Here is an 18,968-nt window from a genome sequence, read left to right on the forward strand (position 1 = left end):
CCATCCCGGTATGAAGCTCCGGACGCCGCTTCCGGCCGACCGCGAAGGACCTCACCCGATGCTCAACCGGCAGAACCTCTCCATCGCCCTCGTCGCCGCCGCGGGCTTTGCAGCCATCGCCCTCGCCCAGCGCGTGGACGACAGCTTCACCGCCCCCGAGGCGCTGCGCACGGTCCCGATGGAGGCCCCTGCCTCCTCCGCTCCGCTCGGCTTCGCCGAGGTGGCGCGGCGCATCGAGGCGCAGGGGCTGCAGATCTGGGAGATGGAGGAGGAAGACGGGTACATCGAGGTAGAGGCGACCGACCGCGCGGGCCGCCGCCTCAAGCTGTTGCTCGATGCGCGGACGGGGGCGGAGATCCGCCGCCAGGAACGCGGGCGCTGATTGGACGGAACACACACATGATCTTCGGAACCGACCCCGCCTTCGTCCTGCTCGCCGCCTTCCTGGTCGCGCTGGGCTTGGTGCCTGCCTTTCTCGCGCTGCGCCGCCCGGCGCCGCGCCGCCGCGAGCGCTGAGGCCGGCGCCTCACAGGCTGCCGAGCAGCACCAGCACCACGCCCGACACCACCAGCAGCGCCCCCAGCACGTCGCTCCCCTTCATCCGCTCGCCGAGGAAGAACCGGCTGAAGGCCAGGGTGAACAGGATCTCTACCTGCCCTACCGCGCGAACCAGCGCGACGGGGGCCAGGGCGAAGCCGATGAACCAGCAGGCCGAACCGCAGGCCGAGAGCGCCCCGACCTGAGCCGAGGAGCGCCAGGTGCGGAACACGCTGAACACCGCCTGCCGCTCCTTCGCGAAGAGCCAGCCGCCCTGCATCAGCGTCTGCATCGCGTTCATCAGCACCACGGTGAACAGCGCCTTCAGGATGGGGTCGGAGGCCTGAAGCTCCGGATAGGCGGCGCGGGCGCAGATCGCGGTCATGGCGAAGCAGAACCCTGCCCCCATGCCGCGCAGCGCAGCGGGCTGGACCGTGGCGCGCAGCACCTCGCCTGCCGTGAGGCCGCGCCCAGCCAGCGACAGGTACATGACCCCGGCCGCGCTGATGATGATGCCCTTCCACGCGAGCGGGCTCAGCGCCTCGCCCAGCAGGATGACGGCGATCAGGCTGGCCTGGATGGCCTCGGTCTTGGAATAGGCCGTCCCCACTGCGAAGCCGCGCGGCCCGAAGGAGGAGATGAGGAGGTTGGTGCCGAAGATCTGCAGCAGCCCCGCCAGCGCGACGAGCAGCAGGTAGGTCACGCCCGGGGTGCCGAGCCAACCGCCCGTCGCCAGCCAGTAGAGGGCGAGGATCACGAGCCCCACCGGCACGCCGTAGAGGTAGCGCACCACCGCCGCCGCGTTCAGGGAAAGCTGGCCGCGCAGGCGCTGCTGCAGGGCGGTGCGCCAGGTCTGGAACAGCGCTGCCGTGCCGGTGGCGACGACCCAGAGGGGAATCAACATCGGCGCATGGCAGCACGGCACCGGCCGCGCCGGAAGGGACGGCGCGGCCGGTCGGGTACGGAAAGACTCAACCCACGTCCATCTGCAGGCCTTCGCGGCGGATCACCGCGGACCATTTCTCGATCTCCGCCTGCACGAAGGCGCCGAAATCATCCAGGGTGCCGGGCATGGGCACGCCGCCCATCTGGGCGAAGCGCGCCTGCGTCTCCGGCATGGCGAGCAAGGCGTTGATCTCGGCGTTGATGGCCTGGATCGCCGGGGCGGGGGTGTTCGCCGGGGCGAACATGCCGAACCAGGTGTTCACCTCGTAGGGCGAGAGTTCCGGCATGGTCTCGCGGATCGCGGGAACGTCGGGAAGCTGCGGGTTGCGCTCGGCGCTCGTCACGCCGAGGGCGCGCACCCGTCCCGCGCGCACCTGCTGGATGCCGGTGGTGAGGTTGTCAAACATGTATTGGATGTTGCCCGCCACCAGCTCGACAGCCGCCGGGCCGGCGCCGCGGAACGGGACGTGGGTGCCCTCGGTGCCGGTCAGCTGGTGGAACCACACGCCCGACAGGTGAGGCGACTGGCCGACCCCCGGCGATCCATAGGAGAGCTTGCCGGGATTGGCGCGCAGATGCGCCACGAACTCAGGCACGGTGCGCGCGGGCACGGAGGGATGCACCACCAGCACGTTCGGCCCGCGGATCATGTTGCCAACTGGCATCAGGCTTTCCGGCCGGTATTGCAGGTTGCGGAACAGCGAGTAGCCGATGGCCTGCGGGCCGATATTGCCCGAGAGCAGCGTGTGCCCATCCGCCGGGGCGCGCACGACTTCCATCGTGCCGATGGTGCCGCCGCCGCCCGACCGGTTCTCCGCCACCGCCGTACCGCCCCAGCGCTGCTGGAGATGAGCGGCCAGAAGACGCGCCATGATGTCCGTCGTGCCGCCCGGCGCGGCCGGAACGATGATCCGCATCTGCTGGCTGGGCCGCCAACCGGCCTGGGCGCGAGCAAGGGTGGGGATGGCCATGGGCAACGCCAGCGCGGCCCGGCGGGAAAGCGTCACGATTCGGTTCCTCCCGGTTGATTATCGCCGCCAGCATGGCGCGGCGGCGTCCGGGCATCAATTCACCTGGCGCGGCGCTTCCGGGCTGTCGAGCGAGAAGGGCGGCACCACCACGTCGAAGGGCTCGCCCGTCGCGGTCGCGACCATGTGGTAGAGGCCGCGCATGATGCCCGAGGGCGTGGAGAGCGGCGTGCCGGAGGTGTAGGTGAAGGCCTCGCCCGGCTCCAATACCGGCTGCTCCCCTACCACGCCCTCGCCATGGACGCGCTGGGTGCGCCCTCCCGCATCGGTGATCAGCCAGGTGCGCTTGAGAAGCTGCACTGTGACGTTGGAGAGGTTGGCGATCTCGACCCGATAGGCCCAGACCCAGCGCCCCGCGTCCGGGTCCGACTGGTCCTCCAGGTGGACGGCCCGCACGGAGACGCGGATGCCGCGCGTGGTGGCGGTGTAGGCGCCGCTCATCGCCTGAGCGCCAAGGCGAAGCCGGCGCCCACCAGAACGCCGCCCCCGGCCCGGTTGAAGCCGCGCCGCACCGAAGGCCGCCGCACGAGCGAAGAGGCCTGGCCGGCCAGCAGCGCATAGAGCAGGGCGTTGAGCGCGGCGAGCGTCACGAAGCTGACAACCAGAAGCGCCGCCTGCGAGAGGAAGGGCGCCTGCGCCGACACGAATTGCGGCACGAAGGCAACGAAGAAGGCGATGCTCTTCGGATTGAGCGCCGTCACGACGAAGGCCTGCCGGAACGCGGCCGAAGCGGCGAGCGGCGGCGTCGCCCCGGCGGAGACCGGGGCCCGCCAGAGCTTCACGCCGAGATAGACCAGATACGCCGCCCCCGCCCATTTCAGCACGGCGAAGGCCGTGGCCGAGGCGGCCAGCAACGCGCCGAGCCCGGCCAGGGAAAGCGTCATGGCGCAAAGGTCGCCCAGCGCGACGCCGGCGACGAGCGGCAGCGCGTGCCGCCGCCCCGCGCCTAGCGATTGCCCGATCACCAGCAGGATGGTCGGGCCTGGGATGGCCAGCATGATCGCCGTTGCGGCCAGGAAGGCCAGCCAGGTTTCGAGGCTCATGCCCCTTTATAACGCGGCGCTATTCCGCCGCGCGAGCCTCGTGCGACGGCGCGGCCGCGTCGAGGGCCTGCGCCAAGTCCTCGATCAGGTCGGCCACGTCCTCCAGCCCCACGGAAAGGCGCACCGTCCCTTCCGTGATACCGAGGCGCGCGCGCTCCTCCTCGCCGATGCGCATGTGGGTGGTGGTCGCGGGATGCGTCACCAGCGACTTGGAATCGCCGAGGTTGTTGGACACGTCCACGAGGCGCAGCGCATCCAGGAAGCGGAAGCAGGCTTCCTTGCCGCCCCTCACCTCGAAGGTGACGAGGGTGCCGCCACCGGACATCTGCCGCATGGCCAGGGCCTGCTGCGGGTGGTCCGGACGGAAGGGGTAGAGGACGCGCGACACCTCCAGCCGCTCCGCCAGGAAGTCGGCGACGGCGGCAGCGTTGCGGCACATCTGGTCCACGCGCAGCTTCAGCGTCTCCAGCCCCTTGAGGATGACCCAGGCGTTGAAGGGGCTGAGGGAGGGGCCGGTGTTGCGGATGAAGGGCTGCAACACCTCGTCCACCCATTTCTGGCGGCCGAGCACCGCACCGCCCAGCACCCGGCCCTGGCCGTCCATGTGCTTGGTGCAGGAATACACGACCACGTCGGCGCCGAGCTCGAAGGGCTTCTGCAGCAGCGGCGTGGCGAAGACGTTGTCCACCACCACCAGCGCGCCGGCCGCGTGGGCCAGCTTCGACACGGCGGCGATGTCCACCATCTCCAGCATGGGGTTGGAGGGGCTTTCCAGCAGCACCATCGCCGCCGGGCGCGACAGCGCCTCCTTCCACTGCGCGAGGTCGGCGCCGTCCACGAAGACGCTCTCGATGCCGTAGCGCGGCAGCAGGGTGGAGACGATCCAGTGGCAGGAACCGAACAGGGCGCGGGAGGCCACGACGCGGTCGCCGGTCTTGAGGTGCGACAGCATCGCGGCATGGACCGCGGCCATGCCCGTCGCCGTCACGCGGCAGGCCTCGGCGCCTTCCAGCGCGGCGAGGCGGGCCTCCAGCATGGCGACAGTGGGATTGCCGAAGCGGCTGTACTGGTAGTGCGAGATCTCGCCCTTGAAGGTGGCCTCGGCCTGGGCCGCGTCATCGTAGACGAAGCCGGAGGTGAGGAAGAGCGCCTCGGCGGTCTCGGCATGGTTGGTGCGGTCAAGGCCGCCGCGCACGAGCAGCGTGGCGGGGCGGTAGGTGGATCGGGTCATGGGTTCGTCACCTCATGCGGAACAAAGGCGTCCGGCACCGTGGGACGGCGGGCCGTTTAGCGCGCTTCTTTTCCGCCGGCCCCTGGAAGGGGATGGGCGGCCTGGCTCCAGGACCTCGCCGCAAGCTGGCCGGACAAATCGCGAGGGCGGAGGAGGAGTAACGCCGGCGGGCGCGCGGCGTCAATCGCGCCACCGGACATCATGCAGAGACATAAAGACATGTTTATGCCTCTAGGCAGACTCGGCGGGGGCTGGTAAATCCGCCGCGATCCCGCATCGCTGAAGGATGAACGCCCATGCCGGTGGCTGCCGATTACGTCGTGAAGGACCTCTCCCTGGCCGATTGGGGCCGCAAGGAGATCAACATGGCCGAGGACGAGATGCCCGGCCTGATGGCCACCCGCGCCGAATACGGCAAGCAGCAGCCGCTGAAGGGCGCGCGAGTCGCCGGCTGCCTTCACATGACCATCCAGACCGCCGTGCTGATCGAGACGCTGGTGGCGCTGGGCGCCGATGTGCGCTGGTCCTCCTGCAACATCTTCTCCACCCAGGACCACGCGGCCGCCGCCATCGCCGCGGCGGGCGTTCCCGTCTTCGCCAAGAAGGGCGAGACGCTGGAGGAGTACTGGGAGTACGTGCGCAAGACGCTCGAGTGGGGCGATGGCGGCACGCCCAACATGCTGCTGGACGATGGCGGCGACATGACGCTCCTCGTCCATTACGGGCTGCGCGCCGAGCAGGGCGACACCGCCTTCCTCGACAAGGCGACCAACGAGGAGGAGACGGTGTTCTTCGCCCTCATCAAGCGCATTCTGGCCGAGAAGAAGGGCTGGTTCGCGGAGCTGGCGAAGAACATCAAGGGCGTCTCCGAGGAGACGACGACGGGCGTTCACCGCCTGTATTCCATGGCGAAGGAGGGCAAGCTGCTCTTCCCCGCCATCAACGTGAATGACAGCGTCACCAAGTCGAAGTTCGACAACCTCTACGGTTGCCGCGAGTCGCTGGTGGACGCTATCCGCCGCGGCACGGACGTGATGATGGCGGGCAAGATCGCGATGGTCTGCGGCTTCGGCGACGTGGGCAAGGGTTCCGCTGCCTCGCTGCGCAACGCCGGCTGCCGCGTGATGGTGAGCGAGGTGGATCCGATCTGCGCGCTCCAGGCCGCGATGGAGGGCTACGAGGTCGTCACCATGGAGCAGGCCGCGCCGCGCGCGGACATCTTCGTGACGGCGACGGGCAATGTGGACGTGATCACCGCCGACCACATGCGCGCGATGAAGCACCGCGCCATCGTCTGCAACATCGGTCACTTCGACAGCGAGATCCAGGTCGCGGCGCTGCGCAACTACAAGTGGGACAACGTGAAGCCGCAGGTGGACGAGATCGAGTTCCCCGACGGCAAGCGCATCATCCTGCTCTCCGAGGGCCGCCTGGTGAATCTGGGCAATGCGACGGGGCACCCTTCCTTCGTGATGTCCGCCTCCTTCACCAACCAGACGCTGGCGCAGATCGAGCTTTGGACGCGCACGTCCCAGTACGACAAGAAGGTCTACGTGCTGCCGAAGCACCTGGACGAGAAGGTGGCGAGCCTGCACCTCGAGAAGGTGGGCGCGAGCCTGACCAAGCTGCGGCCGGAGCAGGCGAGCTATATCGGCGTCTCGCCGCAGGGTCCGTTCAAGGCCGAGGCCTACCGCTACTGAGGCGGCATGGAGGGGGCGGCTGCGCCCCCTCCCCTTTCGTAGATGCGGCGGAGGCGTTCTTCGCCCACCCCCGAGAACCACAATCCCAGCACCAAGAGGTTGCGCGAGGAACGGCGCAGGTAGCCGTCGCGCCGCCAGCGCGCCGCGCTGGTGATGGCTTCCGCGTCCAGGGCACGCAGACGGGCGCGGCCCAGGCGCTGCACGAGATCCACATCCTCCATCAGGGGCAGCGGGCGGAACCCGCCCACCGCCTCGTAGAGCGCGCGCGGGATGAGCAGGCCCTGGTCGCCATAGGGCAGCGCGAAGAGGCGGCAGCGCCATGCCACCGCCCGTTCCAGGCGCCGCGCTGCCGCTGACATGTCGTCCAGGGCGAAGCGGAAATACCCCGCTGCCTTGCCATCCCTCAGCGCCGCTTCCGCTACCGCGCGCCAGCCCTCTTCAAGCCGCGTGTCGGCATGCAGGAAGAGCAGCCAGTCGCCGCGCCCCGCCTCGGCCCCTGCGCGAAGCTGCGCGCCGCGCCCACGTGGGGCATGAACGGACCGGAAGCGCGGATGCGGCGCCGCGCCGTGTGGCAGGGCTAGTACCACCTCCTCCACGCCTTTGGGCGGCGCAACGGAAGCGGCGTCCAGGCAGGGGATGACGGCACTTATGTTCATCTTTTGTTCTTGACCGTTCCGGGTCGGACCCTCATGCTCCGCATGGATTCTTTGGAGAACAGGCCATGCCCGATGGTGGCGGGTTTTCCCCCTCCGCGAAAGCGGCGGCGAAGGGACGCGGCGCCCTGTCCAACCCGGACAACCGCTTCGAGGTGGAGGCGCGCGAAGCCTTCGACGATGGCTGGGGCAGCCTCACGGAGGACATGCCGGCGCTGCGCACCACCTTGACGCGCGAGGCGTCTCGCAAGGCCATGACCTTCAACGACAGCCCCGATCTGTTCTTCGACCGCTCGCTCAATCCATATCGCGGCTGCGAGCATGGCTGCGTCTATTGCTTTGCCCGGCCCTCCCACGCCTATCTCGGCCTGTCGCCCGGGCTCGATTTCGAGACGAAGCTGCTGTTCAAGCCGGATATGCCGCAGCTGCTGGAGAAGGAGGTGTCGCGGCCCGGCTACGTGCCGCGCACCGTCACGCTGGGCGCCAACACCGACCCCTACCAACCGGTGGAGCGCAAGCTGACCCTGACGCGGCAGTTGCTGGAGGTGCTGGAGCGCTTCGGCCATCCGGTCGGCATCGTCACCAAGTCAGCCGGGGTGCTGCGCGACCTCGACATCCTTTCTCGGATGGCGAAGCGCAACCTCGTGCGGGTCTATCTCTCGATCACGACGTTGGATGCGCGCCTGGCGCGCGCCATGGAGCCGCGCGCCGCCAGCCCGGTTCGCCGGCTGCACGCCCTGCGCGCCCTGTCCGGGGCCGGCGTGCCGACCGCCGTGCTGGCCGCGCCGATGATCCCCGGGCTGAACGACGCGGAGCTGGAGCGCATCCTGCAAGCCGCGCGCGATGCCGGGGCGCGCAGCGCCGGCTACGTGCTGCTGCGCCTGCCGCACGAGCTGCGGCAGATCTTCGACGAATGGCTCGCCGAGCATTACCCGGACCGTGCCGCGCGCGTGCTGGCGCTGGTGCGGCAGACGCGCGGCGGCACGCTCTATGACTCGCGCTGGGGTCAGCGCCAGACCGGCGCCGGCCCCTATGCCGATCTGCTGCGGCAGCGCTTCCACGTCGCGGCCTCGCGGCTCGGCCTGCTGCCGCGCGAGGCCCACGCACCCCTGGATTGCGGCGCCTTCAACGGCCGCGCGATGGAGCGGCAGGGCGTTCTCCTGTAATTTCGGTTCATGCCGGATTTTTCCCTGGAGATGGAGACGGGCGGGCTGGTCGCCGGGGTGGACGAGGCAGGGCGAGGCCCCCTCGCCGGGCCGGTGGTCGCCGCCGCCGTGCTGTTCCTCGAACCCTGCCCGCCCGAGCTTGCGGAGCTGCTGGACGATTCCAAGAAGCTCTCTCCGGCGGCGCGGGAGCGCGCGGCCCTGGCGATCCGCGATTTTCCGGGGCTGCGCTGGGCGGTCGGCGCCGCCTCGGCGAAGGAGATCGGGTTGGTCAACATCCTGCGCGCCACCCATCTCGCCATGGCGCGGGCGGTGCGGCGGCTGGGGATGGTACCCGACCTCGCGCTGGTGGATGGCAACCAGCCACCGCCCCTGCCCTGCCCGGTGCGCTGCGTGGTGAAGGGGGATGGGCAGTCGCTCTCCATCGCCGCCGCGTCCATCCTCGCCAAGACGACCCGCGACGCGGCCATGGCGCGGCTGGACCGGCGCCACCCCGCCTATGGCTTCGCGCGGCACCAGGGCTATCCGACCGCGCCGCACCGCGCGGCACTGCTGGCGCTCGGCCCATGCGTGCATCATCGCAGGGGGTTTGGCCCGGTTGACGCGGCGCGGGCCGCGCCGTCATTGTCGGCCTCGATTCGTTGAGGGGACGGAGCTTGGGCGCAGGGCTCGATTTGCCACTGGACAGGGTACTGGTGGGCGACTGTATCGAGACCTTGCGGGCCCTTCCGCCGGCCTCGGTCCATGCCGTCTTCGCGGACCCGCCCTACAACCTCCAGCTTCGTGGGGAATTGCTGCGCCCGGACCATTCGCGCGTGGACGCCGTGGATGACGACTGGGACCGCTTCGACGATTTCGCCGCCTATGATGCCTTCACGCGTGAGTGGCTGACGGAATGCCGGCGTGTCCTGCGTAAGGACGGCACGATCTGGGTGATCGGCTCATACCACAACGTCTTCCGCCTCGGCACGGCGCTGCAGGATCTGGGGTTCTGGATCCTGAACGACGTGGTGTGGCGCAAAGCCAACCCGATGCCGAATTTCCGCGGCCGACGCTTCACCAACGCGCATGAGACGCTGATCTGGGCAGCGCGCGGGCAGGAGGCGAAGTACCGCTTCAACTACACCGCCATGAAGGCGCTGAACGACGACGTCCAGATGCGCTCGGACTGGCACATCCCTCTCTGCACGGGGAATGAGCGGCTGCGCGACGCTTCGGGGCAGAAGCTGCACCCGACCCAGAAGCCCGAGGCGCTGCTGCATCGCGTGATCCTGTCCTGCACCCAGCGCGGCGACGTGGTGCTGGACCCCTTCCTGGGCAGCGGTACCACCGCGGCGGTCGCCCGGCGCCTGGGCCGCCGCTTCGTCGGCATCGAGCGCGATCCGTCCTATGCGGAGGCGGCGATGGCGCGCGTCGAGGCCGTGGAACCGCTGGCGGATGACATGCTCGCCCCAACCCCCAGCAAGCGCGAGCAGCCGCGCATCCCTTTTGGCACGCTGGTGGAGCGCGGCCTGGTCGCGGCTGGCGAGGCGCTGTGCGACCGCCACCGGCGATGGACCGCGACCGTGCTGCCCGATGGGCGCATCCAGTGCGGGACAGCGCGGGGCTCCATCCACGCCGTCGGCGCGGCGGTGCAGGAGGCGCCATCTTGCAATGGCTGGACCTTCTGGCACCTGCTGCGGCGCGACGGCACGCTCAAGCTGCTGGACGAGTTCCGGCAGGAGATGCTGGCGGGCAACTGAGCCCTAGAGCGCCTTGTCGTAGGTAATCCACCAGGTGCGCGTCGCCACGCGGTCATAGACGCCGCGGCCCCGGTAATTGTCGTCCGCCGTGATCCAGCGGATGACGTTCCAGCCCTTCTCTCGCCCGATCTTTGCCAGGTGCTCGATCAGCGCATCGGCGACGCGGCCGCCGCGATGCGTGGGGTCCACGAAGAGGTCGTCCAGGAAGCCGCCATAGATGGCGCGCAGGGGCCGCGCGAAGGGGCGGTAATGCGCGAGGCCAATGGCGCGGCCCGCCTCGTCCTCCGCCACCACCGCCTTCACCTCATGCGCCGGATCGTTGATCCAGTTCCAGACTGTGGCGCGCATCTCGGGCGTCTGCTCGACCTTGTAGAAGGCGGCATAGCCGGCATAGAGCCGCTCCCAATCCTCGCGGTGCCGGGCTTCGGGTGGGATGATCTTCATGGTGGCAGCGAACCGCCTCGAAGCGCCGCGCGCAAGAGGGCAAGGGGAACGGCGCCGCGAAGCTCACGCGAGGCCGAGCACGTCCTTCATGCTGTAGAGGCCCGGCGGACGGCCCTTGGCCCAGAAGGCGGCCCGTACCGCGCCCGTGGCATAGGCGCGCCGGTCGAAGGAGCGGTGGGTCAGGCTGATCTGCTCCGAGGCAGCCGCGAAGAGCAGCGTGTGCTCGCCCACCACCTGCCCGCCGCGCAGCGCGGCGAAGCCGATCGTGCCGGTGCCGCGCGGGCCGGTATGGCCGTCACGGCCGGACTCACGTCCCGCCTCCTCCAGCGTCGTGCCGCGCCCCTGAGCCACGGCGCGGCCCAGCGCGATCGCCGTGCCGCTCGGCGCGTCCACCTTCTGGCGGTGGTGCATCTCCACGATCTCGGCATCGTATTGCGCGGCGGGCAGGGCGGCGCCGAGCTTCTCGGCAATGGCGAGGACGAGGTTCACGCCGGTCGCGAAATTCGCCGCATAGACGATGGCGACGCGCTGCGCCGCCTCCGCCACCGCCGCTTCCTGCGCGGCGTCGAGGCCCGACGAGCCGAGGATGAGCGGCACGCCCGTCTCCGCCGCCAGTGCGGCGTGCTCCGCGGCGGTGGAGGCATGGGTGAAGTCGATCACCGCGTCGCTGCCCATAAACAGGCGGCGCGGGTCGTCGCCGCGCCGCGTGCCGGCGGCCAGTGCCGCACCGGACGCCGCCACTTCCTCCTCCAGGAGGCGGCCCATGCGCCCGCCAATTCCCGCGATGCCGATCCTCATGCGCCTCTCCCCTGGCCTGCCAGGCGGTCATGCACCTTGGCGCAACCCCTGCCAAGCGCCGCCCGTTTTCTCCGGCATGGAAGCGAAACCCACCACCGAGGACCTGACCGAAGGCACGGACGGCCCGATGATCGCGGCGGCCAAGGTGGCCGGCACGCTGGTCTATGGTCCGGATGGGGAGGAGATCGGCCGCGTCGTGGACGTGATGATCCGGAAGCGCTCGGGTCAGGTCGCCTACGCGGTGATCGAGTTCGGCGGCTTCCTGGGCATCGGGACGCGCCAATACGCCCTGCCCTGGCAGGTCCTCACCTATGACACGCGGCTGGAAGGCTATGTCGTGCCGAACCTGACGCGGCACCGGCTGGAACAGGCGCCGGTCCACGACCCGATGGACCGGCGTTCCTATGCCAGCGCCGACGTGTTCTGGGGCGGCGGCGCCATCCCGTCCTGAAGCATTTTCAAGCCAGGCGGATCTGCTTGGCGGCTCGGAAAATGCGTCCCGAGAACTGGCAGGTCCGTTTCGCCGCATCCGGGCGCGGCGAAACGGAACGGGATCAGCTTTTCCAGAAATCCCGCACCTTGGCGAAGAAGCCCTCGCTTTCCGGCGAGGACTTGTCCTCCTTGGCGGATTCCGCCTCGAACTCCTCGAGGAGTTCGCGCTGGCGCGGCGTCAGGCTCTGCGGCGTTTCCACCGCGACCTGTACATACATGTCGCCGCGCGCAGCGGAGCGCAGCACGGAGAAGCCCTTGCCGCGCAGGCGGAAGCTGTCGCCCGTCTGTGTGCCCGGCGGGATCTTCACGGCGGAGCGGCCACCCTCGATGGAGGGCACCTCGACCGAGGCGCCCAGCGCGGCCTGTGCCATGCGGATGGGCACGCGCACCATGATGTTGGGGCCTTCCCGCTGGAAGATCGGGTGCGGGGTGATGCCCACATCCACGTAGAGATCGCCGGCCGGTGCCCCGCGCAGCCCTGCCTCGCCCTCGCCGGAGAGGCGGATGCGCGTGCCGTCCTCCACGCCCGCGGGGATGGAGACGTTGAGCGTGCGGTCGCGCTGCACGCGCCCCGCGCCGTGGCAGATCTTGCAGGGGTTCTTGATCGTGCGGCCCGTACCCGAGCAGGTCGGGCAGGTGCGCTCGATCAGGAAGAAGCCCTGCTGCGCGCGGACCTTGCCGGCGCCGCGGCAGGTGCCGCAGGTCTGCACATTGGCGGAGCCGCCCTCGGCGCCCGAGCCGGAGCAGGCCTCGCAGGCAACGCTGGACGGGACGCGGATGGTCTTCTTCACCCCCGCGAAGGCTTCCTCCAGCGTGATCTGCACTTCCTGGCGCAGGTCGGCGCCGCGCCCGGCATTGGCACGCGCGCCCTGCCGCCCACCGCTGAAGCGGCCGAACATCTCCTCGAAGATGTCCTCGAAGCCACCGGCGCCGAAGGGCCCGGCCCCACCGCCGAACCCGCCCGGCCCGCCGCCGCCATTCTCGAAGGCGGCGTGGCCGTAGCGGTCATAGGCGGCGCGCTTCTCGGCGTCCTTCAGCGTGTCATAGGCCTCGTTCAGTTCCTTGAACTTGCCTTCCGCCTCAGCATTCCCCTGGTTGCGGTCGGGGTGCCACTTCATGGCGAGCTTGCGGTAGGCCTTCTTGAGGTCGTCCTCGGAGGCGTCGCGCGCGACGCCCAGGACCTCGTAATAGTCGCGCTTGGCCATGGTTCAGCCTTTGATCGGACGGCAAGGGGCCGTCCCACGAAACCCTGGAAGAAGCAACGCCCGGATCATTGCTGACCCGGGCGCCTCGGTCGCGTTGCGCTCGCGCGCCCTCACGACTTGTTCTGCTTCTTGGGATCCACCTCCTCGAAGTCGGCGTCCACCACCTTGTCGCCGCCCGGGGCATTGCCCGCCTGGGACTGCGCGCCGGCCTCGGGCTGCGGCGAAGCCTGCTCGGCCTTGTACATGGCCTCGCCCATCTTCATCGCGGCCTGGGAGAGCTTCTCGGCCGCGGCGTTGATCGCCTCGGCGTCGCCACCCTCCATGGCAGTGCGCGCCTCGCGGATCGCAGCCTCGGCTGCCTCCTTCTCGGGGCCAGGGACCTTGCCCTCGTTGTCGCGGATGGTCTTCTCCGTGGAGTGGACCAGCGCGTCGAGTGAGTTGCGGGCCTCGACCGCCTCACGGCGCTTCTTGTCCGCCTCGGCATTCGCCTCTGCCTCGCGCACCATCTTCTCGATGTCCGCGTCCGACAGGCCGGACTTGGCCTGGATGCGGATCTGCTGCTCCTTGCCCGTGGCCTTGTCCTTCGCGGAGACGGAGACGATGCCGTTCGCGTCGATGTCGAAGGTCACCTCGATCTGCGGCACGCCGCGCGGGGCGCCCGGGATGCCGGTCAGGTCGAAATTGCCGAGCAGCTTGTTGTCCGCCGCCATCTCCCGCTCGCCCTGGTAGACCTTGATAGTCACGGCGGTCTGGTTGTCGTCCGCCGTGGAGAAGGTCTGGGACTTCTTGGTCGGGATGGTGGTGTTGCGGTCGATCAGGCGCGTGAACACGCCGCCCAGCGTCTCGATGCCGAGCGAAAGCGGGGTCACGTCCAGCAGCAGCACGTCCTTGACGTCGCCCTTCAGCACGCCGCCCTGGATCGCCGCGCCGATGGCCACGACCTCGTCGGGGTTGACGTTGCGGGCCGGCTCCTTGCCGAAGAAGCCCTTCACCGTCTCGACCACCTTGGGCATGCGGGTCATGCCGCCGACCAGGATGACCTCGTCGATCTCGCCAGCCGCGAGGCCCGCATCCTTCAGCGCCTGGCGGCAGGGCTCCAGCGTGCGCTGCACCAAGTCGTCCACCAGCGCTTCCAGCTTGGCGCGGGTGAGCTGCATGACGAGGTGCTTCGGGCCCGACGCGTCGGCCGTGATGAAGGGCAGGTTGATCTCGGTCTGCTTCGAGGAAGACAGCTCGATCTTGGCCTTCTCCGCGGCTTCCTTCAGGCGCTGCAGCGCCAGCTTGTCGCCGCGCAGGTCGATGCCCTGCTCGCGCTTGAACTCGTCGGCCAGGTAGTCGATGACGCGCTGGTCGAAGTCCTCACCGCCCAGGAACGTGTCGCCGTTGGTGGACTTCACCTCGAACACGCCGTCGCCGATCTCGAGGATGGACACGTCGAAGGTGCCGCCGCCGAGGTCATAGACCGCGATCGTACCGGAGGCCTTCTTGTCCATGCCGTAGGCGAGCGCGGCCGCCGTCGGCTCGTTGATGATGCGCAGCACCTCGAGGCCCGCGATGGCGCCGGCTTCCTTGGTCGCCTGGCGCTGGGCGTCGTTGAAGTAGGCGGGGACGGTGATGACGGCCTGCGCCACTTTCTCGCCGAGATAGGACTCGGCCGTCTCCTTCATCTTGGTGAGGATGTTCGCGCTGATCTGCTGCGGCGCGTACTTCTTGCCCTCGACCTCGACCCAGGCGTCGCCGTTGTCGGCCTTTACGATGTGGAAGGGGGCGAGGCCCTTCTCCTTCTGGACCATCGCGTCGTCGTACTTGCGGCCGATCAGGCGCTTGACGGCGTAGAGGGTGTTGGTGGGGTTGGTGACGGCCTGGCGCTTGGCGCTCTGGCCCACCAGACGCTCGCCATTCTTGGCGAAGGCGACCATGGAGGGCGTGGTGCGCGCGCCTTCCGCGTTCTCCAGCACCTTCACCTCGCCGCCTTCCATGATGGCGACGCAGGAATTCGTGGTGCCGAGGTCGATGCCGATGACTTTGCTCATCCGTGTTTCTCCTATGCGGCGGCCTGGGAAGCGGCCCTTGCGAGGCACCGCGTCCCGCCCCTCGCGGATGGGGTGTTCACGACACCCGAGATATTGAGCCGGACGTGGCGCGGCAAGGGGTGGGGTGTGGGAATTCCGCAACAGACGCCGCGGCTTGACTTCCCGCACCCTCCATCGCACTCACGCCCCGCCCGCGCGACGGCGGGCCTCATCCGGGATGACGATGCCCCCCCTTCCGACCAGCCCCTGGAGCCTGTTTCGGTCCCTGGCCCATCACCGGCTACCGTCCGCTGCCGCTGGACACGGCGCGTTTCCATCCCGGCCAGCCCTGTGACGAGCGGCCCGTGGATCTATCTGCGCTTCGTCAGCAAGGCGGCGCCGCACCGGATCACCATGCTGGATTTCTTGCGCCTGAGACGCCATGCGCTTCCTGTGGGTAGCGCATGGCGTCTCAGGCGCGGAGCTTGCTGGGCTGTTCCGGCGCTCCCGCGTCGTGCTGAACCTGCATGCCGATGGCGTGCCGGCACAGGAGCCGCGCCTTTTCCTCGCCGCCGCCTGCGGCTGCCGCGTGGTAACGGATCTGCTTTCGGCCGCCCCCACCGCCTTCCGCGACCGCATCGTCAGCCTGCCCGGCCCCTGGAACGAGGCCCGGCTGCGTGCGGAGGTCGAGGCCTCCAAGCTCCAGCCCTGGACCGCGCGCGACGAGGCAGCGAGAGTTTCGCTCGGCGTGCGCCGCATGATCGCGGAGGTGACGGGCCTCGCCGTGCCTCCTGCCCCCGACGCAAGAGGAGGGTTTCCCCATGCACGACACCGCCATGGCCGCCGGCAAGGCCTTCTTCGCCGCCTACATGCCGGAGGGCGGCAAGCGCGTCCTCGATCTCGGCTCGCTGGACGTCAATGGAAGCCTACGCGACGTGGCGCCGCCGGGCACGGATTACGAGGGTGCCGACCTGGCCCCTGGGCGCGGCGTGGACATCGTGGTGGAAGCGGGGGCGGAGCTTCCCTTCCCGCCGGAGAGCTTCGACGCCTGCGTCAGCACCTCCTGCTTCGAGCATGACGGTGTCTTCTGGGAAACGATCTGCCGCATCGCGCGCATGATGCGGCCGGGTGGGTTGATCTACATCAATTCGCCCTCAAACGGCCCCTACCACGCCTATCCGCGCGACAATTGGCGCTTCTATCCCGATGCGGGCCTGGCCCTCGCGGAATGGGCCACCAAGCAGGGCTTCCCCCTGACGCTGATGGAAAGCGGCATCCTCCGTCGCCGGGCGGACCCGGTGGGTTGGAACGACTTCGTGGCCGTACTCCAGAAGGACCCGGTCGCCCCACCGGCCCGCTTCATGCTCGAAGCCTTTCCGGATGCGATGAATGTCCGCCGCCACGGCACCGAGGCGCTGCTGAACCCGGAACCGCAGCCGGAGGACCAGCACCTGCTGCATGCCGCACGTCACGATGCCGGGCGCCGCGCCGAGGAAGCGGCGGCGCTGAGCGCGCGCGCGGCGGCGGCGGAGTTGGAGGTGGCACGGCTGCGCCAGCATGCGGCCGCGCTGGAATCGAAGTTGGGCCTGCGCGAGGCGGAGGCCGGCGCGCTGCGCGATGGCCTGGCGGCGAGCGGCGCGCAGGCCGCCAGGTGGGAAGACCGTCTGGCCACGCTGGAGGCCGCGCTGGCCGATGCACAGAAACAGCTGGCGGAGATGACCGCCTCGACCAGCTGGCGCCTCACCTCGCCGCTGCGGGCGGTCGGGCGGCGGCTGAAGGGCTGAGGCGGAGGGGGCGCGAAGCCCCCTCCCTATGGCGCGGATCAGTCCGCGTACTGGCCGGCAGCCTGGATGATCGGCCGCCAGCGGGCGATATCCGCCTGCCAGAAGGCGCGGTGCGCCTCCGGCGTCGCCTTGTCCTGGGAGACGGGCTCCGTGCCCAGGTCGTTGAAGCGGCGGACCAGGTTGGGATCGCGCAGCGCCGTCTGCAGGGAAGCGGACAGGCGGTTCACGATCTCGCGCGGGGTGTTCCGCGGCGCGTAGAGCCCGTGCCACACGCTGACCTCGAAATTCGGCAGCCCGGCCTCGCGCGCCGTGGGAACGTCTGGCAAGGCGCCGACGCGGTTCTCCGTGGTCGTGGCGAAAGCGCGGATCGTCCCGGCGCGGATTTGCTCCGTCGTGTTGGTGGTCTGGTCGCACATCAGGTCCACCGTGCCGCCCACGAGGTCGTTCATCGCCGGGGCGGTGCCGCGATAAGGAACCGTTGTCATCGGCACCTGCAGCGCCGACTGGAACAGCAGGCCGCAGAGGTGGGAAGCGGCGCCGACGCCGGCATTGGCCAGGTTGATGCGGTCGCGCTGGCGGCGCACCAGGGCGATCAGTTCCTGGAGGTTGTTCGCCTCGATACCGCGCTTGGCGACGAGGGTCATCGGCACCTCGGTGATGAGGCCGACCGCCTCGAAGCCGTTCACCGGGTCATAGGCGAGGCGGCGATACAGGGTCGGGATGGTCGCCATGCCGATATGGTGCACGAGGATGGTGTAGCCATCCGGGCGGGCCTGAGCCGTGCGCTGCGCGCCCAGCGTGCCGCCGGCCCCGCCCACATTCTCCACCACCACCGTGCCGCCCAGGTCGCGGCCCATGGCTTCGGCCACCAGCCGCGCCACGGTGTCGGTCGGCCCGCCCGCCGCGAAGGGAACTATCACCGTGATGGTGCGGTCGGGGTAGCGGGACTGGCCGAGGGCCGGGAGGGCAAGACCGGAAAGCGCAACAGCGGGAAGGGCGCGCCGGGAGAGGCGGGACATATCATTCACTCCGTGTGAGGCGACAGGCGGCGGTTATGTCGCCTCGCACCGGTGCCAACGCAAGGTTAATTCTGCGGGACTTCCAGCCGTGACAGGACCGGGCGCCAGCGCTGTGCCTCGCTGGCGAGGAACGCGCCGAACTCGGCCGGGGTGCCGCCCTTGAGGAACTGCGCCTCGTTGGTCAGGCGCTCGCGGACGCGGGGCTCGCGCAGCGCCTCGTTGGCGGCGACATTCAGCCGCTCCACCGTGGCGGGCGGCGTGCGGGCGGGGGCCAGCAGCCCGAACCAGGATTCGGCGACGAGGCCAGGGTAGCTCTCGGCGAAGGTGGGCACGTCGGGGGTGGAGGGCACGCGCTCCGCGCTGGTCCAGCCCAGGATGCGGCCCTGGTTGTTGCGGAACACCGGCAGGGCAGTCGAGCCCGCGACCACCAGCAGGTCGATGTCACCGGCCATGAAGGCGGTCTGCGACTGGGCGTCGCCGCGATAGGTGACGTCCTGCATCGTGACGCCCATGCGCTCGAGCACCATGAGCATGGCGACATTGGTCAGGGTGGTAGGGCCGTTGGTGCCGTAGGTGATGCGGCCCGGCCGTTCCCGCGCGGCGGCGGCCAGGGCGGCGATGTCGGCCGGCCCGTTGTGGCGCGCGATCACCGCGAAGGGAAAGGTGGAAACGAGCATCACCGGCGCGAAATCCTCCACCTTGTAGGAAAGGTTGCGGTGGATCGCCGGGTTGATGGTGAGGGTGGTGCCCGCCGCCATGAGGGTCGTGCTGCCATCGGGCGCCGCGCGGGCCACCGCCTCGGCGCCGACGATGGTGTTGCCGCCGGGCCGGTTCTCCACCACCACGTTCTGGCCGAGCACGGCCGACATGCGCTCCGCCATCAGGCGCGACACGGTGTCCGTCGAGCCGCCCGGCGCGAAGGGAACGATGATCGTCACGGTGCGGGACTGGGCCAGGGCGGGCGTCGCAAGGGCGAGCGGCGCCAGGGCCAACGTGGCCCGGCGAGTGGTGCGCGGCATGGTTTCCTCCGGTCTTTTGGGCAGCTTCGCCACCGTGATTAACCGTAACAGGAACTTGCTGGCCATGCCCATCCGGGGCCGTTATGTTCGGTCGCATGGTGTACGGGTCGCCTGACACCCTCCTGGCGCCCATCGGGATGGGACAAATATTCG

19 protein-coding genes and 1 pseudogene are annotated in these 18,968 nt (G+C 69.6%); 8 read left to right on the forward strand and 12 right to left on the reverse strand.

The window, feature by feature from the left end; all coding sequences use genetic code 11:
* The first annotated feature begins 58 nt into the window (after positions 1-58).
* The gene (locus JTJ31_RS04675) at positions 59-382 is read left to right on the forward strand and encodes a PepSY domain-containing protein (protein ID WP_207537457.1); all 324 of its coding nucleotides are present in this window, start codon (positions 59-61) and stop codon (positions 380-382) included.
* Positions 383-526: 144 nt separating this feature from the next.
* Here the strand turns inward: JTJ31_RS04675 and JTJ31_RS04680 are convergent, their stop codons facing one another.
* The 5 genes from JTJ31_RS04680 to metZ form a co-directional block, all read right to left on the reverse strand.
* Complete coding sequence (locus JTJ31_RS04680; RefSeq protein WP_207537458.1) at positions 527-1,441, reverse strand: EamA family transporter; 915 nt, start codon at positions 1,439-1,441, stop codon at positions 527-529.
* A 67-nt stretch (positions 1,442-1,508) separates the two neighbouring features.
* A complete protein-coding gene (locus JTJ31_RS04685) occupies positions 1,509-2,489 on the reverse strand; it encodes a Bug family tripartite tricarboxylate transporter substrate binding protein (protein WP_328805669.1) in 981 nt (326 codons plus the stop codon).
* Between the two features lie 57 nt (positions 2,490-2,546).
* Positions 2,547-2,951 (reverse strand): Co2+/Mg2+ efflux protein ApaG, encoded by a 405-nt coding sequence (gene apaG / locus JTJ31_RS04690; protein ID WP_207537459.1) that lies wholly within the window; start codon positions 2,949-2,951, stop codon positions 2,547-2,549.
* Positions 2,948-3,553, reverse strand: coding sequence for a LysE family translocator (locus JTJ31_RS04695; protein WP_207537460.1), 606 nt, complete (start codon positions 3,551-3,553; stop codon positions 2,948-2,950). Before JTJ31_RS04695 ends, apaG begins: the two co-directional genes overlap by 4 nt.
* Positions 3,554-3,572: 19 nt before the next feature.
* Entirely contained in the window at positions 3,573-4,784 is a 1,212-nt protein-coding gene (metZ, locus tag JTJ31_RS04700) for an O-succinylhomoserine sulfhydrylase (protein WP_207537461.1), read from the reverse strand.
* Positions 4,785-5,080: 296 nt separating this feature from the next.
* Between metZ and ahcY the strand changes: the two genes are divergently transcribed.
* On the forward strand, positions 5,081-6,484 hold the full coding sequence (ahcY, locus tag JTJ31_RS04705; RefSeq protein ID WP_207537462.1) for an adenosylhomocysteinase: 1,404 nt from the start codon (positions 5,081-5,083) through the stop codon (positions 6,482-6,484).
* Here ahcY and JTJ31_RS04710 read toward each other — a convergent pair.
* Positions 6,478-7,140 carry a glycosyltransferase gene (locus tag JTJ31_RS04710; protein WP_207537463.1) on the reverse strand — a complete coding sequence of 221 codons (663 nt, stop codon included), beginning with the start codon at positions 7,138-7,140 and terminating at the stop codon, positions 6,478-6,480. The genes ahcY and JTJ31_RS04710 overlap by 7 nt on opposite strands.
* Before the next feature lie 65 nt (positions 7,141-7,205).
* Between JTJ31_RS04710 and JTJ31_RS04715 the strand changes: the two genes are divergently transcribed.
* Genes JTJ31_RS04715 through JTJ31_RS04725 form a run of 3 tightly spaced genes read left to right on the forward strand, consistent with a single transcriptional unit; the run spans position 7,206 to position 10,042 of the window.
* On the forward strand, positions 7,206-8,303 hold the full coding sequence (locus JTJ31_RS04715) for a PA0069 family radical SAM protein (protein WP_207537464.1): 1,098 nt from the start codon (positions 7,206-7,208) through the stop codon (positions 8,301-8,303).
* A 9-nt stretch (positions 8,304-8,312) separates the two neighbouring features.
* A complete protein-coding gene (locus JTJ31_RS04720; RefSeq protein WP_207537465.1) occupies positions 8,313-8,945 on the forward strand; it encodes a ribonuclease HII in 633 nt (210 codons plus the stop codon).
* A gap of 11 nt (positions 8,946-8,956) precedes the next feature.
* Positions 8,957-10,042 (forward strand): site-specific DNA-methyltransferase, encoded by a 1,086-nt coding sequence (locus tag JTJ31_RS04725; RefSeq protein WP_207537466.1) that lies wholly within the window; start codon positions 8,957-8,959, stop codon positions 10,040-10,042.
* 3 nt (positions 10,043-10,045) lie between these two features.
* On the opposite strand, the gene JTJ31_RS04730 is transcribed toward JTJ31_RS04725, so the two are convergent.
* Complete coding sequence (locus tag JTJ31_RS04730) at positions 10,046-10,486, reverse strand: GNAT family N-acetyltransferase (protein ID WP_207537467.1); 441 nt, start codon at positions 10,484-10,486, stop codon at positions 10,046-10,048.
* A gap of 63 nt (positions 10,487-10,549) precedes the next feature.
* Complete coding sequence (gene dapB / locus JTJ31_RS04735) at positions 10,550-11,284, reverse strand: 4-hydroxy-tetrahydrodipicolinate reductase (RefSeq protein ID WP_207537468.1); 735 nt, start codon at positions 11,282-11,284, stop codon at positions 10,550-10,552.
* Here dapB and JTJ31_RS04740 point away from each other — a divergent pair.
* On the forward strand, positions 11,250-11,735 hold the full coding sequence (locus JTJ31_RS04740; protein ID WP_236019891.1) for a PRC-barrel domain-containing protein: 486 nt from the start codon (positions 11,250-11,252) through the stop codon (positions 11,733-11,735). The two genes, dapB and JTJ31_RS04740, sit on opposite strands and share 35 nt — an antisense overlap.
* Before the next feature lie 103 nt (positions 11,736-11,838).
* On the opposite strand, the gene dnaJ is transcribed toward JTJ31_RS04740, so the two are convergent.
* Together dnaJ and dnaK are read right to left on the reverse strand one after the other, a co-directional pair.
* A complete protein-coding gene (gene dnaJ, locus JTJ31_RS04745) occupies positions 11,839-12,981 on the reverse strand; it encodes a molecular chaperone DnaJ (protein WP_207537469.1) in 1,143 nt (380 codons plus the stop codon).
* A gap of 110 nt (positions 12,982-13,091) precedes the next feature.
* Positions 13,092-15,014 carry a molecular chaperone DnaK gene (gene dnaK / locus JTJ31_RS04750; protein WP_207537470.1) on the reverse strand — a complete coding sequence of 641 codons (1,923 nt, stop codon included), beginning with the start codon at positions 15,012-15,014 and terminating at the stop codon, positions 13,092-13,094.
* 421 nt (positions 15,015-15,435) lie between these two features.
* Between dnaK and JTJ31_RS25495 the strand changes: the two are divergent.
* Together JTJ31_RS25495 and JTJ31_RS04760 are read left to right on the forward strand one after the other, a co-directional pair.
* A pseudogene (locus tag JTJ31_RS25495) lies at positions 15,436-15,567 on the forward strand (hypothetical protein); the annotation flags it as partial.
* Between the two features lie 247 nt (positions 15,568-15,814).
* Complete coding sequence (locus JTJ31_RS04760) at positions 15,815-16,777, forward strand: class I SAM-dependent methyltransferase (protein WP_207537472.1); 963 nt, start codon at positions 15,815-15,817, stop codon at positions 16,775-16,777.
* 38 nt (positions 16,778-16,815) lie between these two features.
* Here the strand turns inward: JTJ31_RS04760 and JTJ31_RS04765 are convergent, their stop codons facing one another.
* Both JTJ31_RS04765 and JTJ31_RS04770 read right to left on the reverse strand, forming a co-directional pair.
* Positions 16,816-17,796, reverse strand: coding sequence for a tripartite tricarboxylate transporter substrate binding protein BugD (locus JTJ31_RS04765; protein ID WP_207537473.1), 981 nt, complete (start codon positions 17,794-17,796; stop codon positions 16,816-16,818).
* Between the two features lie 65 nt (positions 17,797-17,861).
* Positions 17,862-18,815: a Bug family tripartite tricarboxylate transporter substrate binding protein gene (locus JTJ31_RS04770; protein ID WP_207537474.1), complete on the reverse strand. Its 954-nt coding sequence runs from the start codon at positions 18,813-18,815 to the stop codon at positions 17,862-17,864.
* Between the last annotated feature and the right edge of the window lie 153 nt (positions 18,816-18,968).

Source organism: Sabulicella rubraurantiaca (genome assembly GCF_017355885.1).
Classification (GTDB): domain Bacteria; phylum Pseudomonadota; class Alphaproteobacteria; order Acetobacterales; family Acetobacteraceae; genus Roseococcus; species Roseococcus rubraurantiacus.

Excerpts from the sequence above, each read along its gene's own strand:
- JTJ31_RS04720 (WP_207537465.1), top strand. The coding sequence starts at position 8,313 with ATGCCGGATTTTTCCCTGGAGATGGAGACGGGCGGGCTGGTCGCCGGG.
- JTJ31_RS04675 (WP_207537457.1), top strand. The coding sequence starts at position 59 with ATGCTCAACCGGCAGAACCTCTCCATCGCCCTCGTCGCCGCCGCGGGC.
- dnaJ (WP_207537469.1), bottom strand. The coding sequence starts at position 12,981 with ATGGCCAAGCGCGACTATTACGAGGTCCTGGGCGTCGCGCGCGACGCC.
- dapB (WP_207537468.1), bottom strand. The coding sequence starts at position 11,284 with ATGAGGATCGGCATCGCGGGAATTGGCGGGCGCATGGGCCGCCTCCTG.
- JTJ31_RS04740 (WP_236019891.1), top strand. The coding sequence starts at position 11,250 with ATGCGCCCGCCAATTCCCGCGATGCCGATCCTCATGCGCCTCTCCCCT.
- ahcY (WP_207537462.1), top strand. The coding sequence starts at position 5,081 with ATGCCGGTGGCTGCCGATTACGTCGTGAAGGACCTCTCCCTGGCCGAT.
- JTJ31_RS04765 (WP_207537473.1), bottom strand. The coding sequence starts at position 17,796 with ATGTCCCGCCTCTCCCGGCGCGCCCTTCCCGCTGTTGCGCTTTCCGGT.
- JTJ31_RS04715 (WP_207537464.1), top strand. The coding sequence starts at position 7,206 with ATGCCCGATGGTGGCGGGTTTTCCCCCTCCGCGAAAGCGGCGGCGAAG.
- JTJ31_RS04695 (WP_207537460.1), bottom strand. The coding sequence starts at position 3,553 with ATGAGCCTCGAAACCTGGCTGGCCTTCCTGGCCGCAACGGCGATCATG.
- metZ (WP_207537461.1), bottom strand. The coding sequence starts at position 4,784 with ATGACCCGATCCACCTACCGCCCCGCCACGCTGCTCGTGCGCGGCGGC.
- JTJ31_RS04680 (WP_207537458.1), bottom strand. The coding sequence starts at position 1,441 with ATGTTGATTCCCCTCTGGGTCGTCGCCACCGGCACGGCAGCGCTGTTC.
- JTJ31_RS04710 (WP_207537463.1), bottom strand. The coding sequence starts at position 7,140 with ATGAACATAAGTGCCGTCATCCCCTGCCTGGACGCCGCTTCCGTTGCG.
- JTJ31_RS04760 (WP_207537472.1), top strand. The coding sequence starts at position 15,815 with ATGCACGACACCGCCATGGCCGCCGGCAAGGCCTTCTTCGCCGCCTAC.
- JTJ31_RS04730 (WP_207537467.1), bottom strand. The coding sequence starts at position 10,486 with ATGAAGATCATCCCACCCGAAGCCCGGCACCGCGAGGATTGGGAGCGG.
- JTJ31_RS04770 (WP_207537474.1), bottom strand. The coding sequence starts at position 18,815 with ATGCCGCGCACCACTCGCCGGGCCACGTTGGCCCTGGCGCCGCTCGCC.
- dnaK (WP_207537470.1), bottom strand. The coding sequence starts at position 15,014 with ATGAGCAAAGTCATCGGCATCGACCTCGGCACCACGAATTCCTGCGTC.
- apaG (WP_207537459.1), bottom strand. The coding sequence starts at position 2,951 with ATGAGCGGCGCCTACACCGCCACCACGCGCGGCATCCGCGTCTCCGTG.